Source organism: Proteus penneri, assembly GCF_022369495.1.
Taxonomy (GTDB): Bacteria; Pseudomonadota; Gammaproteobacteria; order Enterobacterales; family Enterobacteriaceae; genus Proteus; species Proteus penneri.
This window is the reverse complement of sequence record NZ_CP059690.1, coordinates 2,420,713-2,436,548: the sequence shown is the minus strand read 5'-3', so window position 1 is coordinate 2,436,548 and position 15,836 is coordinate 2,420,713. Positions and strand designations below refer to the sequence as shown.

The 15,836-nt window shown below is 33.9% G+C and carries 12 protein-coding genes; 1 reads left to right on the top strand and 11 read right to left on the bottom strand.

Annotated features, from left to right (window positions below; genetic code table 11):
* Positions 1–20 precede the first annotated feature (20 nt).
* Both H1225_RS10995 and H1225_RS10990 read right to left on the bottom strand, forming a co-directional pair.
* Positions 21–1,247, bottom strand: coding sequence for a tyrosine-type recombinase/integrase (locus H1225_RS10995; RefSeq protein WP_161706449.1), 1,227 nt, complete (start codon positions 1,245–1,247; stop codon positions 21–23).
* An 861-nt stretch (positions 1,248–2,108) separates the two neighbouring features.
* Complete coding sequence (locus H1225_RS10990) at positions 2,109–2,417, bottom strand: helix-turn-helix domain-containing protein (RefSeq protein ID WP_006533899.1); 309 nt, start codon at positions 2,415–2,417, stop codon at positions 2,109–2,111.
* Between the two features lie 660 nt (positions 2,418–3,077).
* Here H1225_RS10990 and H1225_RS10985 point away from each other — a divergent pair.
* On the top strand, positions 3,078–3,371 hold the full coding sequence (locus tag H1225_RS10985; protein ID WP_109400161.1) for a helix-turn-helix domain-containing protein: 294 nt from the start codon (positions 3,078–3,080) through the stop codon (positions 3,369–3,371).
* 430 nt (positions 3,372–3,801) lie between these two features.
* Here the strand turns inward: H1225_RS10985 and H1225_RS10980 are convergent, their stop codons facing one another.
* The 9 genes from H1225_RS10980 to H1225_RS10940 all read right to left on the bottom strand — a co-directional run bounded on the left by H1225_RS10980 (position 3,802) and on the right by H1225_RS10940 (position 15,726).
* The gene (locus tag H1225_RS10980; protein ID WP_109848295.1) at positions 3,802–5,178 is read right to left on the bottom strand and encodes a VasL domain-containing protein; all 1,377 of its coding nucleotides are present in this window, start codon (positions 5,176–5,178) and stop codon (positions 3,802–3,804) included.
* Positions 5,179–5,262: 84 nt separating this feature from the next.
* A complete protein-coding gene (gene tssE / locus H1225_RS10975; RefSeq protein WP_109400159.1) occupies positions 5,263–5,691 on the bottom strand; it encodes a type VI secretion system baseplate subunit TssE in 429 nt (142 codons plus the stop codon).
* 2 nt (positions 5,692–5,693) lie between these two features.
* Positions 5,694–6,257 (bottom strand): type VI secretion system lipoprotein TssJ, encoded by a 564-nt coding sequence (tssJ, locus tag H1225_RS10970; protein ID WP_109400158.1) that lies wholly within the window; start codon positions 6,255–6,257, stop codon positions 5,694–5,696.
* Complete coding sequence (tssG, locus tag H1225_RS10965) at positions 6,232–7,329, bottom strand: type VI secretion system baseplate subunit TssG (RefSeq protein WP_239739117.1); 1,098 nt, start codon at positions 7,327–7,329, stop codon at positions 6,232–6,234. Before tssG ends, tssJ begins: the two co-directional genes overlap by 26 nt.
* Complete coding sequence (gene tssF, locus H1225_RS10960; RefSeq protein WP_109848292.1) at positions 7,293–9,056, bottom strand: type VI secretion system baseplate subunit TssF; 1,764 nt, start codon at positions 9,054–9,056, stop codon at positions 7,293–7,295. Before tssF ends, tssG begins: the two co-directional genes overlap by 37 nt.
* Before the next feature lie 32 nt (positions 9,057–9,088).
* A complete protein-coding gene (tssA, locus tag H1225_RS10955) occupies positions 9,089–10,708 on the bottom strand; it encodes a type VI secretion system protein TssA (RefSeq protein ID WP_161671260.1) in 1,620 nt (539 codons plus the stop codon).
* Positions 10,709–10,753: 45 nt separating this feature from the next.
* Positions 10,754–14,074: an ImcF-related family protein gene (locus tag H1225_RS10950; RefSeq protein ID WP_239739116.1), complete on the bottom strand. Its 3,321-nt coding sequence runs from the start codon at positions 14,072–14,074 to the stop codon at positions 10,754–10,756.
* Positions 14,074–15,471 carry a hypothetical protein gene (locus H1225_RS10945; RefSeq protein WP_109848289.1) on the bottom strand — a complete coding sequence of 466 codons (1,398 nt, stop codon included), beginning with the start codon at positions 15,469–15,471 and terminating at the stop codon, positions 14,074–14,076. The genes H1225_RS10950 and H1225_RS10945 overlap by 1 nt, the downstream gene beginning before the upstream one ends.
* Positions 15,472–15,726, bottom strand: a complete 255-nt coding sequence (locus H1225_RS10940) for a PAAR domain-containing protein (RefSeq protein WP_072063441.1) — start codon at positions 15,724–15,726, stop codon at positions 15,472–15,474. It lies immediately after the preceding gene.
* Positions 15,727–15,836: the final 110 nt, after the last annotated feature.

Here is a 15,836-nt window from a genome sequence, read left to right as displayed (position 1 = left end):
GTTTATATGGATAAAAATAATTATAATTTTTTAAGTAATGAGAGTTTTTCACACCATGTATCAAGCGTTTCTCGTTTTTCTCTCAAATAATCATATCTATCATAATGCTTTTGAGAAACGCCAGGCCTTTTATGGTTTTGCACCATATCTCTTAACTCAGAACTAACCCCCATCTCTCCAGCTAATGTTTTGAATGTTCTTCTCACATCTCTAGGCGTAAATTTCTCAAACTCATTTTTCTTACAAAACTTATTTAATTGTTTTGCATATTCAGATGTTAATAGATGCCCCTCTTTAGTTTCAGCGGGGAAAAGATAATGAGATGTCGGGTATAACAGTTCTTGGACATTCAGGATGTCAATAGCGGGCTGAACCAAGGGGATCACATGATAATCGCCTGTTTTTGAGATGTGAGGTGGAACCGTTAATGTGTTGTTCTTTTTATCCCAATTGTCGCGAGTATTAGCAAGAATTTCCCATGGTCTTTGTCCTCCGGAATAGACACAAAATAGGAAGAGACGTGCATAATCTGAATTGATAGGGCATTCGATGGAGGGCTTATTGAATAGTTCTAATAATAACTTCAGCTCATCCCATGATAAAAATCTATCTAACGCTTTATCTACACCTTTTTGTCTAGGAACCACAGTGACAGGATTTCGTTCCAATCCATAAATAACTCGCTCGTTTATTTTTGCTGGATCATTATCGGCAAATAAACCGAAGTTGAATACCGCATGTAGGTTTGCTCTTACCTTGTTTGAGCCAGCCAAAGCACCTCGGGAGATAAACTCAGAAAGTATTCTTTTTATATGATCTGGTGTAACATCTTTTGCAGGCATAGAGGCATCAATATGCTTACTATCTAAAACCTGATTTAATCTGTTTTGAGTTTTATCATATGAACGCTTGCCTTGCCTCTTCTGCTCTTCAATATAGTCATCAAAGAGCTGTTTTACTGTGGCGTGTTCATATTTAATTTTCTCAGGGGATGATGATTCTGACGCTGCTGTTACTGATTTTACTGCGGCATCTGCTAGTGATAAATTAGGGTAATCACCAAGCGATATAAATTTCTCTTTTCCATCTTTGAAATAGCGATAGACGAAAACTTTTCTTCCAGATGGATATGTTTTTACACCAAGGCGTCCAGTGCCTCTAGTCGCTGATGCTTGCCAAGTATAATACGCAGATTTCTTTGGTTTCAGTCCTCGTATTTTACTATCAGTTAGTAATACGCTAGCCATAACTAATTTCCATTTACGAGTTTTTTGCGGGTCAAGTAACGGGTCAAGTAACGAAGAAATGATATGAAACTAGCTGAAATCATGCAAGGTATATAAATCCTTATAAATCAGAAGGATGAAATCTCATGAAATTATATAAAACTCAATGAAATCAGTATGTAACGCCCTTCTAAGCCGTAGGTCACAGGTTCGAATCCTGTAGGGCGTACCATTTAAAATCAATAGGTTACATTCATCTGAAATTCTCTACTTTTCTTAAGTGGGACGGATTTGTGTCGTTATCACTAAGAATGTCATTAATTTTACGTACATGTTCTGTTAAGTGAGCGCATTTTATCAAGCTATAAACTATTATCTTGTTTCTATCAAATAAGCATTTCGCTATTAAATTCTTTCATTTATATTTCTATAAATAATCCAAATTATTATTAATAATATTTTTATCCAATTACCACTATATCAGAGCTAGAAAAAATAGTGGTTTATTCATTACAAATTTAAATTAAATAATATATAAATTTTTTAATGTTACATATATTAAATATTAATTAATAAAAAATACTATGGTATTTTTATATTGGTGTTTATAGGTGTAAATAAGAATTAGTAGATTAATAAAAACCATTGTTAATGATTTGTGTTTTTTGTGTTGTAAATAAATTAAGTAATCAAACGATTGATTTTATAATAACGTATTCTTATTTTAATAGGAATATTAGTATAAAAAACAATCTTACGCTTAAGGTTATAATTTTATTTATCTTGTTAAAAGAAGAATAAATTTAATAATTTCAATGTGTTGTGTATATTCTCTTTCTATAAAGTTAAGTTAAATATAAAACTATAAATTTTTATATTTTCTTATTTAAGATGACGTCTTTTCTTATTTCTCAATACAATGACATCACTCGAGTATAATGTTTTTTCTGTCCATGCATTAAGTATTGGTGACATTGTTTCAGAGGTAAGTAATAAACTTTGTGGTGATATACCAAGTATATAAGAAATGGTAATCAGCTGATCTACTGTTATTTTTATATGCCCATTTTCTAAGCGTGAGTAATGTTGCTGGCTAATACCGAGGCGTCGTCCCATTTCAATTCCTGTTAGTTTTAGTTGCTTTCTTTTCTGCTTTATTCGTTGGCCAACAATAGTATTAAGTTCGCTCATATCAATATCTCCTATTTTTTTAAATAATAACGTAAAAAAAACAGGAGATCGATATAAACGATCAAAGTGTGATTATTGATAGTCGGTGACTATCAAAAGTTATTTATTAACAGTTTTAAGCAGTTTTACTTAAATCAAATAATTAGATAGATTATATTAACATTTAATAGTTTTTTAGCTTTTTGATAATGTAATAAAACTGTTAATTAAAAATGATTTAAGGTTATTTAACGTTATATACAATAAAATATTTTATTACATTTTTTTGTTTTAAATAAAACCAATTAAGATTATTTTTATCGTTATCACTTTTTAATAATTATATTTTTATTTAAATTAACTTTCTCTTTTTCTATAAAATTAGAACTAAAAATTAACTAATTCATTAATGTTTATTAATTATAAAGTCAATATTTAATACCATGGTGTTACTCTAAATATGATGAATATTAAAATAATATATAGAAATGTAAATTATTTTAAATTTAAAATATCGGAATAACCTTATTAACAAAATTAGTAAAAATAAGTAATGTTACGATTATTCACTAGCTAATGGTCAAGTATTTTCAGTTTATGGTTTGATAGTTTATTAACTATAATTTGGCATTTTATCAATGTAATCATCTAATGATGTAATGAAAAAAGGGGAATGAAGGGATGATTAACACCAGAGTTGGGAATAGAATAAAAATGTTAAGAAGACAATTGAAAATAACAGAAAATGAAATGTCTGAGAGGTTGGGAATAACCATGCTACATTATTCCCAATTAGAGGATGGGCATATAAAAATAACAGTAGATCAGCTGATTACCATTTCTTATATACTTGGTGTTACGCCTCAAAGTCTTATCTTAGAAGCTAAGAAAACAGACTTCATGGTATTTGAGGATAAGCACTCGATAACTCAACCGAGTGAAATAGTTATATTTAGAAAGAAAAAAATTATTTAAAAAACATTGGTATATTACTTGTTGATATTGAGTTTTGATAAGTATATTGATCATTTTTAGTTGTGTTAATTAAAATTATATTTCTCAAAACTCAATAACCAATAGCAAAACAGCCATCTTATTATAGGATGACTTTTTTATATTCATTTTAACACTTTGAAATATAAATAATTAATAATTTTTATTATAATTAGTTTATTAAAAATTAATATTTATTAGTATTGCTAATTGAAACAGAATATAAGTAAGGTATATTTAATTTAAAATTAACTATTTTGGAATGACTTTTTCTTTGTAGTCTAAGATTATTTTAATTAAATCCATGAGGCTAACAAAGGTAGTTCTCCTATAAAGTAAACATATAATACAGCTATTTAATAAATTAATAGTACTAATAAGTACTAAATTCCTTATCAAGTATATTGTTTAATTATTCATAACGTAATAATGAATATCGATTCAATAGTTGTTTAAAATGATTATCTATTTGTTGGTATTCATAGTCTGAAATTGAATTTTGTGTTGGTTGTTTCTCAAGTAAGCGTAACTCTTCTTCTAAAGGTTTAGCTTGATTGAAATGTTGGCGGGCTTTGAAAATGATAGATTTTAATTCAGAGCCTGTGATGTAATTTTTAGGATTACCATCAAAGCTATCTAATCTTTGGCTTAATCTATTAAGTTCACTCATACCTTTAGACCATTGATTGAGTTGTTCATCCGTGGTGGCATTGATTTTTAGATTGTTTTTCCAAAACTGTGTAAATGCTAAAAGCTCTGGATTATCTTCATACTGATCGTTTAAATAGCTGATGACTTCGAGCCCATAACTCTGTGTCCATGTAGGCGAAAGTAATGTGAGTTCATCTAAACGTTTTTTGATCACACCAATTTGTTCTGAATTGAGTGTCTTTGTTATATTTGTACCATTTACTGTTTGTTGTTTAATAAGAGAGCCAGCGTCGGCGTTAATGGTTGGAATATAGGGAAAAGCATCTGTTAGATTGTTATTTTTTAATTCAGATAACCAAAAATAAAATAAGATAAAAAATAATAAACTACTGGCTAGCGTGCCAATTAAAATACCCCGCCATAGCTCCTGCCGAGATGTCTTTTTTATGGGAGACTGTAATGAAATGGATGAGGATATATAGGTTTTTGGTGACGTAATACTTTCTTTTTCATTAAGGGATGCAGATAAATCAGTATCGATAATTTGAGGTGAAATCTCATCTTCTTTATTGACAATAGAAGATAATTCGGGAGAATTAAAATTACTATCTAATGTGTCTGCATTTTCTAATTGTCTTGCTTGAGCAATAATTAAGTTCTCTAGATAATCAAATTGAACAAGATGTTTAATTTCTAATATTTGAAGATGATTATTGATACTTTTTAATAATTCTTCAATTTGATAAAGGATAGGCAAGTCAGAATAAACAAAAGCCGTTCCACGAATACCAGAGACTAGCTGTTGACTTAAGGAAGAAAGAATATTGATACGCGTATGTGTTTGTACAGGCCATAATGTTTGCCAATGTTGGATAAATATTTTATGAATAAGGTAAAGTCCTTCATTTAAACCATCAAGCCCAGTTTGATTCTGGCGACATACAACAAACCAAGATGCAGTTTGAAGATCGACACCATTTTGATTAAATAAAGAAATACACAATTCATGGACATATTGCCAATTAATATCTGGGCGAGCTGGATGAAAACGTTTATCAAGCTCTTCTTTAATAGCAATAAATTGATTAAATACGCGAGGATCACTTCCAATTGAAAGTGAATCTAAGTAAGAATTCATATTTTCCTCAAGGTAAATGATGATCTTAATAAGATAAAAACAAATCTAAAAAAAGAAAATTAAGAATAAGGGTAAGAAATAACATTATGACAAATAAGATTGTTTTTTTAAATGATGAAGAAATATTCTTCCATCAGGTGAGAACTCAGTACCATAACGAATAAGTCCTCTTTCATGTAATTCAATATCTAAAGAATAATACAATTTTCCAAATTCATTTTCAGGTAATATACCTAGTGTAACTGACTTTATTCTCGGTTCATATTTTAGTAATGTTGTTGATAATATAGACATTACTTTATGTGAACTTCCAGGTAGTCCTTGAATTATTTTACTCATATCAGGTAACCCATAATCAGGTAGATGTTTTAATGTTCCTGCTCGTGAATTTAATATTCGTCGAATATTATCCATAATAGAAAGAATAACCTGATCTTCTTCTGATATAGAATCAACAGGTAATCCCCCTGAAAAATAACCCGTTAGCATTTCATAGAGAGAAGGTTGTGACATCGTTATTTTTTATCCAAAGGTTGTAATATTAGTGTATTTTCAGAAAGTTCAATTTTACGTGCTTTATCAGGATCGAGTTCGTTTTTAGGAATAACAATTCGCCAGTTGTTTTTAGCTTCATTAGGTGTATGAAACATTGTAGCAATAGCGACAAATTCAGTTTCTTTTTCCATTGGCATATCGAGAGAAATAGATTCACCAGGGCGAATACGTAAATCTTTTTGTGCTAATAAAGAGGATTTTAAAACGTCGTCATTTTGATTAAACAGTGAAAGATAATCGCTATTATTAAAAGTATCTGCTGACTTTAGTTGAAATACTCGAACAATGACAGAAAGTGATGAACCATTATCATCAGTATTAAGTGCTTCTCTTGCGGTAAAGTCCAAATGCAATATTTTGATCTGTTTATAAAAAATAGATTTTGTTAAAGAGACAGTACCATCACTGATGGTTTGAGTTAAACCACAGCCTGCGATTGCAAACGTTACGATAAATAGCAGTGCTAATCTGCGAGTAGAAGAAAGAAATGTTTGCGATTTAAAATTGATAATTGCCATATTCATCACTTTTATAATGTTGAGTGCGGTGGGTTAGATATTGATAAAAACCAAGTCCAATGGTGATAAAAGATGCAGTGTGCGTTTTTTCAATCTGGCTGTAAGGCCGCATAACAGCGGTTCTACCTAATTGTACCCCTTGATTTTTAGAGGTACTTAATGTTGCATCAGGTAATAAATGTCTGGATAATGTTAAACGTAGTCGCGCATTAACTCTTGATCCCAAATAAACACGAAGTAATGCCATAAAATCCTGATAAATGTTGCCATCTGGTAACCAACCTTTTGCTTCTTCCTTGTTTTCGGTGTGTAGCTTTATTAATACTTGGCTATTTACATCAATAGCATAACGACCTAAAACAGGTTTATTTTCTAATGTTGTAGGTTGTGTGCACGATATGATTGTGAGAGTGTCGAGTGCAATTCTTCGGGGATCATGAGGTACAATACTGACTTTTGTTGATGGTGCTAATAATTTTACTAATGCACTAATACCTTCGGCTGTACGTGTTGGTAAACGTAAGATCCCTAATAGTGCTAAAAAGCGAGATAAAGGTGATTGTACATGATTAGCACAACCTGGAATGCCTAAACCAATTAAGCCATAAAGATATTGCGATGTTTTATCTGATCCACCTTCTCCAAAAGTCGCAGGATAAGAATATTTGCGCCAGATACGATAAAATTGAGTAGTAAGACGGTGGTTAAAAATATCTAAAAAGTCAGTGAGTGAATCTGTACCATCGCGGTATTGTGCAATATCGTCAAGGTAAGCTGTTGGCAGTGGTGATGTAATACCATAAAGTCCCAAAAAAGTAGTATGTAAGCTTGGTATTGTGCTTTTTCGATATTTGTCTAGGGGGTCAGTTCCTTTGATCTCTGTGGCAGGAAAACCCATGCCACGATGTGGGCGAAAACGAATAGGATCAGTTTTCGGATCATGAGAACTCCCTAATTCAGGTAATTCGGGGTTGGATTTTTCAAGTAATTGGCAAAAACGGTAGAAATTTACATAAGGTAATTTTTCACCTAAAGCCTGAATTAGCGAGGTAGCTGTGGATTGTGGCTTTCTTTCCATTGAATTCGTTTTCCTGTTGGCAAAATAATCAGCGTTAATTGATTAAAAAGATGAACATCAGCATAAAGTGCAAAAAAGCGATTAAGCATTTCTCCAAATAAATGAATATCACCTTCACCATTAAAACCATTGCTATCAATCGTGACTTCGATATCAATACCTCGCTGTAAAAAACCTTTCTCAAAGCGTTCAATTAAATGATGTTCTACATGAATAATGGCATCGAGTTTTCTATGGTTCATATCATCATCTCGCCAATCATAAAGTGCGAGAGTGCCTTGTAATACTTCAGCATTATCCATCATGTTAAGAAAGCTAGAGCCTAAATGGCTTAGTACTCGCCAGTGGAAGCGATCTTCTGAAGGAGGATAAAGAGGAAGTGTTGGCTTGCACAAATTACATACCGTTAATGGGATCTGTAAGGTTTGTTCTGTTCTATCAAGTAAGGTACTTTGTAGTGCTTTGCGAGGTAATTGCCCATTCGTGCCAGTAAGTTGTAATGACAGGGTTTCTGTTTGAGTTGTTAAATCAATCTCTTGTTGTTCCCCTCCTAGTATAAGCCAAGTATCATGAAGACCTGTAACACCACGCTTCACTCGGGTGTGATAATAACGTTCAGGTGCATTATGCCGTAACATACCACCACGATGACGAAAGCTAGTAAAGGGGACATAAACCGCTTCATTTGTACGCTGAGAACCATATACGCTATCAACACTATAGATTTCAGTATGCCCATCTTGAACACGACGAGGTCGTAATAAATATTCACTTTCCAATCTATTAACAGTCAGTGGATCGGCTTCTATATTAAAAAGGTTGATAACGGGGATGCAATGTAAACGTATATTTTCCTCATTTAATGTAAGAGAGTTATCCCACAATGTATTGAGAACAATATCTAATTCAAATTCAGATGTTTCTTCAGGAAAATGGATATCATCTAATCCATTAAGTGAAACAAACATAAACTTTTCACGGAAAGAAAAATATTCGAGTAATAATTGATAGCCACTAAATGTGGTGTCTCCTTTAGGCCAAAGAGTGTCTGTATTCTTAAATCCTCCTGGTGAAAAATAGAGAGGGATTGCTATTCTATCTTTTGACTGAGGGAGCTTTAGATAAGTTTTGGCAACTTGTTTAGTTAATGCTAAATGCAGTGCATTAGTTGTTGGAATATCGCCAGATAAATAAAACGAGAGTTCATGAAGGCTCACTTCAGGCCAATTAATCATTTCACTGCATTTAAATTTTAACCGAATAGCTGAACGCCCATCTGGCTCGGTAGTTAAATTTACAGCAGCAATTTTTATTGGATTAAGCGTTAAATCTTGTGTTGTTCGATAGTGACAAATCGTTTTTTTAGGACCGATAGGGCGGGAAAGAACCTCAAATTGAGCAGGTATTTTATCCGTCATTTTCATTTTTTGAATGTCAGGGGCTAATTCAACAATGGATAATGATGGAATTATTTGTAAATAATGAGGCCATAATAAACTGACAAGACCTTCTGTTAACTCAGGTAAATCATCATCAATTTTTTGTCTTAATTGCCCCATTGAGAAAGCAAAACCTTCAAATAAACGCTCAACAAAAGGATCGGGGGTGCCGGCTTTATCCAAATCGAGCATTGCCGCTCTATCGGGATGTGCTTGCGCGAACTCTTTGGCGGCTTCTCTAAGATAGCGCATTTCTGCATCAAAATAGCGAAGGGTTAAATCATCCATTAATTTGATACCTTGATTTTTCGAGTAAAAGATTAGGAATATAAAATTGCAGAGCGAACGGGATCGATAGCGGTTAATTCACTGAGTAATAGTTCCATCTGTTGTTCTATGCGGGATTTATCTGAGGTGTTACGTTGAATTTTGGCTCGGAAAAGATGAAGTTGTCGTGCCTTCACTTCAAAAATATAGTTGGGTTCCCATTGTGTTAACGACATAGAAAGTGCTTTTTTATCGAGTTCGCGCAATAAATTTAATGCCAGATCGTGGCGAGCGAATTGTTCTGCTATTCGTGCCATTATGAGATTTAATAACCATTTTTGTCTTGAAGTGCTGATATCAGGGCGATGTTGTAGCCATTTTAATGCAACGTCTATACCTTCATTATCAGCTTGTAAGATAGCTTCGGTTTCTAATGCCAGTATTGATTGATCTTCAGATTGATTAGGAACATTAGTTGATAACCCTTGCATGACATCAAAGTTTTCTTCCATAACCTGTTGTTTTATCCAACTTAATGTGACTTCATCGGCAAATGGCGTGCCATCTTCCCATGAGAGTTTCTCTAAATCAGGAAGACGGGTAAGGAATTGTTTTAAATCGTTTTTTATAATATCAGACCATGCATTCCAAGGCGCAGGGGATTTACTAAGTGCTTGATAGAGATACCATTGCACATCTAACCAAAAATGGTTAACACCTTCTGCAAAAAGCTTATCCGCTTGCTCCGCCAGTTCCCCCCAGCTTTGTTGTAAATAGAGGCGTTTAAGTTGTGCTCTTGCATCGGTTCTTGGTGGTGAAAGGCGAGTACGACCTTGCTGATCTTGTGGTGGAAGTTGATGGATCGTATCCCATCTCACCACTTTCATTAATCTATGTCCTGCTAACCAACCATGAGATTGATTACGTAGATAATTAGCGAGCATTTTGGATTGTTCTAATAATTCACGACCCGACTGTATGGTCTCTATTGGTGTGCTCTGTGAAATTGAAGGAGAAGTGGAACTGTTGTAAGTTGGATCAGTCCGACTAATGTTTTGTGGGACTAATGAATTTGTCCCGCCTGATTGAGCTAGGCGTTTTTCGAGTGCTTGATATAATCCTGAAAATTGTGGCTTTTCAGTTTCATTCCATGTTCCAAGCTCTGTTTCAATGTTGGCTAATAAGGCGATAATACGAGAAAATTCATTATGATCGACCTCGGGATAAAGCGATAAGCTATCTAAAACACGTTGCCCAGATAACCACTCTAAAGCAGATTTCCGACTAGTGGCTCGGCTCGGTAATAATGTGTCGTGATAGCGAATAAGTAATCCAGCCAAAAGCCCCAAAGAATCGGCAAGTCCGTGTTCACCTTCTTTGTGCAAGCGTGCCCAAATATAATAAGTTACAACTCGCATATCTTTGCAGGTATTAAGTAGCAACTTTTCAGCAAGTAAACAAATGAGCTCCGTATCGGCACCAGAGAGTTTATTAACTTCTTCTTTCATTCGCTCAAAGTCATCTTCATAGCTGGGATCATCACCAACAGGTTGATTAGGCGTAATGGGTAATAGCCAACGATCCCATAAACTGATTTGTTGTTGAGCAAGTTGTTGCGCTTTGTTTGTATCATCAGCAAAGCATGATGAGATTAAGGTATCCAATAAGGACATAGTGAGCGTATTTCCTTTTGAGATATTAGGGAATGTGATTTTTATTTAATCCAAAAAGATTTTTTCTGGTAACACAAAATTACGGAGTTGTAAGAGTGCAATTGGACCCTCACCCATTTCTGTTCTTAAGGTGTAGTTAAGTGACTGTCCATTTAAGGTTTTCCAACTGACAGAATAACTGCTGGTGTTACCGGCATAAGGGGTGATATTGGCATCTTCCAATAAACGGATAATGCCCCAGACGCCACGATAATCGCCATAAATACGTGTGCCTGTATTCGTTGTGATCCAACTGAGCGATGCACCAGAGGCAACGGTATCTGCTGGCCAAACAAAGCGCTGCCATTGCGGTTGTTGGTTATCATAGATAAGAGACTGTTTATCTATCATAAGATAGGTTTGCATGATGTTTGGAGATGTCCCAGGGCGTAATTCAAAGTAAAGACGCGCTTCACCATTCGCAAAAACCACATCCCCTAAGTAGCTTAGTTTATCTAAGGCTTTTAAGAACTCGGGATTAAACGTTAAGCCTTGGGCATTGGTGGTATCGGGTACCCAGTGCGTCCCTTCTTTATGTAAAACACCGCTAAGGTGAGTCTCAAGAAAACGTTGAATACGCCCATTATCAGGGCGTAAATATTGCGCCATAAGAGGCAGTGAGATTTCACTTTGCGTATTTTTGAGTGGATAACGTCCACCAAAGGCGCTATTCCAGTCATTCACAACCGCATTTCGCCATTGGGTATTGATACCTTGCGCAGTCGGCGCTAATAGCTGTTGCCATGCTTGAGATATCGGTTGTACCAGTAGTGTTTGCCCAAAGCCATTCCACTCTTGACCAAAGCTTGCGGCGATTAAGCTTCCGTAATCTTGTGTTTCGGATAAATCGACCGTTTTTCCTTCGAAAACACTGCGGGCTAAGGCTTGAGACATCGCTTGGGGATCAGGTGCATTAACTACTTGTTGGAGTTTTAAACGTACTCGCGTTACACGTGTAAGATAAGCTTGTAAGCTTAATGCATCACTATTTTGTACTGCAGATTGCGGATCAGTAAAAGCCAGTATCGGTGCAAAAACAGGCTCTAGAGGGCCTGTGAACGCTGCTTTTTGGCTAATTACTGGTTGTTGCTCTTTGTTTAATAAATCTTTGGCGGAATTCACAAAAGAGTCAGCGAGCTTTTCTTGCTGGCGACCGGTTTTACCTTGATAAGAAAGCGTATTCATCAGTGCAATAATGGGGGACTGTCTGATATCGCTCATAAGTGTGAGTTGATCAATTGTATCAGATAAACTCTGTGTTTCTCGCCACTGTAACCCATTGAGAAAGCTTAACCAACTGCCCGAAAAATCATTAAAATAGCGCTCGGTGAGATTTTGTTGCAGTTTTTCAGGTGAGATATCAATATCGGCCTCTTTTTGTGTGTCACTCAATACCCAATCTATTTCTTCTCGTCTTTCATGAACGGCTTTTTTAATCGCAGGTTCAATCGACTCTTCCCAGGCTTTACGCGTAAAAATACCGGGTATCGTTTCAGTGGTGCTGAGTAAGAAACTGACATCGGTATCCCCCGTCATATCATCTAGCGTCATATCCGCAAAGTTATGTTGGGCTTGCTGTAAGATTTTTTGGTAAAGCGCAGACTCGCCATTACGTTGACCAATTTGGCGAATAAGAATAGTGCGACTTCCGGCGACTACATTACGATTAGGCTTGATAGTCCATTCATTATGATACGGCAATTGAGAGGCATAGAAGGTTAATAGCTCAGTGCCTAATGTTTGCCATTCACCGTCTTTTAGATCTTCATTTTGATGCCAAATATTGAGTACATTTTCAGTAAAAAAAGTGGGTTCGATACGAGACGGCTCACTCATCATTAAATAAGCTTTCAATGTTTGATAAGCAGATTGCGCGCCTTCTATGCGTTCAGCACTTTCGGGTGGAAGCTGCACAAAGCTTTGAAGATAAGCTTCGAGGCGCTGTTGGGTCGAGTCACGTAATAATGGCAACATGGACTGGCTATAAACCGGCCATAAATGATGGAGCAATTGATTGTTACTACTTAAGCCAAAGCGTAACCAAAATGGCACCGCAGTCTGTTCGCGATAACTCAATAACCCTAATGTTTGTTGCAATCCATATTGGGCTTGTAAACGCGCAAGTTCAGACTGGTGATTGTCTGTTGCCAACTGCGCTTGTTGCTGGCTTTGAGTAATTAATTGGCGATTCATAAAGTAAGAGACCACCATACCAATGCCCCACAACGTCATGGCCGTTGCGACGGTATATTGCAAAATACGTTTTGAATTTAAACCTAACGGTGAAGCTTTTAATTGTGGTGGAAGTTGTTTATTTGCAGAGAGTAGCGCTTTCCAGTGTGTATTCTCTGTCCATTGGTTATTTAACGATGTCGTGGAAGATGAAGATAGATTCTCACGAACAGGTGTACTAAAGAGCATGCCCGCAAAGGGTAATGAGCGATAACCCGATAAAAGTGGCGCTAAATTATTGGCGAGTTCTTCACATCCTTCATGCTGTAAAAAACGGGCTAAAGCTAATAAATAAGTGTGTGTTTGATTATGTAATACGGCTTGTGTGCCTTGCTCAATAAGTGCAGGTAAGCATTTTTTTAAGTCAGTAGACAGCTCTTCAGAAGTGGTTTTTAATGGCACAGAATAAAGTACTGTAGGTGTTTCATCTGCGGTTATTTCACCGTTATTACTGACGTTCCATAGCCAAATAGGCGCCTGCCAGCGTAATTGACGAAAGAGCTGGTGGAAATAACGGCTTGCGATGTCTGTATTGGCTGGGTTTAAGTGATTAAATAAAGAATGGCCCAATGGTTGTTGCGATAGACTATTCTCAGAGACCCAAATAACCGCATCAAGCGGACGGCGGCGACGCAGTTGTTTTAAATCTTGAATTAAATTTTCATCAATAGGTTGATGGATATCGCCACCATAGATAAGCAACGTACCGTTGTTTTCTTGCCAGCGTTCAGTCGTTAGATTAGGAGCGAGTTTTTCAATAGAAGAGGAGGTGCCAATAAGGAGTTGGATTGATAATTTAGTTTTGTAAATAAAAGAACCATTTTCTTTTATATTTAAGGTGTTGTTTTTTTTGTTGGTTATATTTTCTTTATCATTATTTTCATCGTCAATATCTATAGTAATCTTGGGTTTTAAATAACGAGAAAGAAAAAAAAGGACAATTAAAGAGAGTGTAATTGAAAAAACTAATAAGTAAGATTGTGTTGCAGTTATCGATACTTTATTAAATATGACAAATAAAAATACAATTGTAGTTAATATAATTATTGAAAGAATGATAAATATTGAAATATATCGAGTTATTTTTGATTTCATTATAAATTCCATTTTTTATTGAGCGTTTTTAAAAAATAAAATTTCCAGTAAAAATTAATGTAAATTTTTTTAATCACACTAATTATTATAATAGTAAAAAGAAACGAAGTTGAAATAATGATTATTCTTTCATTATCAAACTCTACATTTTCAATGTTATTTTTAATAACAATGGAAATAAAAGTGAAAAAACCCACAAGAACTGTACCTATTGGGAATGATGATTTTGGTATGTTTGCATAATGATTTTTAATATATGATTTTTTAGTTCCTATTGTTTGGCAGTAGTAGATGCCATCTAGTTTATAAAATAAAAGCTGGCTATTTTTTCTGAATTTTGATAGGGAAATTAGTGCTACTAAATGATATATGGATAATTCTTTGTAATTGTCTATATATTCATTAAAAAAATAACCTTGTGGATAGCTTTCTAAGGATAATTGATAGCTTTTTTCGTTTCTTAACTTTATTAAGATATTGCTTGAATTTACTTCTTCAATATCAATAAAATTGACCTGTTTTATATCCTTATTACTTTGTTGTTGAATTAATGTCATTGTTTTGATGCTCTCATCTATATTATCCATATTAAATGGCATTGGTTGAAATAATTTTAAAAATCCCTTTCCTTGGTTATGAGATAATATAATTAAACTTGCAAATTCATTTTCTTCATTAGTAGATAATGAATAGTTGTTGATTGAGAAAATAAATGTAGTTACTTTCTTGCTTCTAATTAAATTTAATTGTTTGCTATAGTCTGGTTTTTTTTGAAAGATGATCTCATAATTATTTAGGTAGTTATCAAAAAATGATTCTAATTTGTTTTTTATAAAGTCACTCTGTTCAAATAAACTATTTATTATAATTAAATGGTTTTCATTTTTACTAATTTTTATATCCTTGATACTATTTGTTAAAAGTTTTACTATATAAAAAACTCTTTCCTCACCAACAATATTTTCTCTTTCTAAATCTATTAATTTATTGTTTGATTTTGTTTTTTCAAATGTGTTTTCGTTATTGAAGTTGGAAATGATTGATGAGTTGTTAGATATTATATTTGAATAGATTAAATATAACTTATCTTGCTTTAACTTTATCCATTTAGTTAGTAAATCGGCTTGCCAAAAACACCAGTAAATATAAAGAGTTTTCTTTATTTCCCAAAATAGAGTGTATGAAGATAATAACAGTAGAGAAATTAAAAAAATAACTGAAGATAATATTACACCATCATGACTTATGATATAACTATTAAAATTTGTTTTTATTATAAATTTCAATATAAAAAAATAAATTAAATTTATAAATAGTATTGTGCTACTTACAGTTAATAATGGAAATGGTTTATTTACCCAATGTGGTGGATTATAAGGAGGTGTCCAATATTTCATTTATATTTCCATATCATTAGAAGTTGAGTAAATAATAGCACCACATTGTGTCTTACAACCATCAAATACAATTCCTTTACCATCCTCATTATAATGTGAGCTACTTTCAATAATTTGATTATCTCCGTGTAGAGGACATGAAACAGTATCATAAAGAAGAGTGGCACTTTTCCCATCAACAATAAGAGTAGAACTTGATGATATAACTTTACCTCCATGTGATGTGGGGTCACCGAGTCGAATAATATTTTTCATTTTATTTTCTCTAAATAGATTTTTTGATATTGTTAATTATAATATTTTGTTTAATCAATTAAATATTGCCTTCTTTAATGGAATAATATTCCCTCTCTTAATTTATCCAT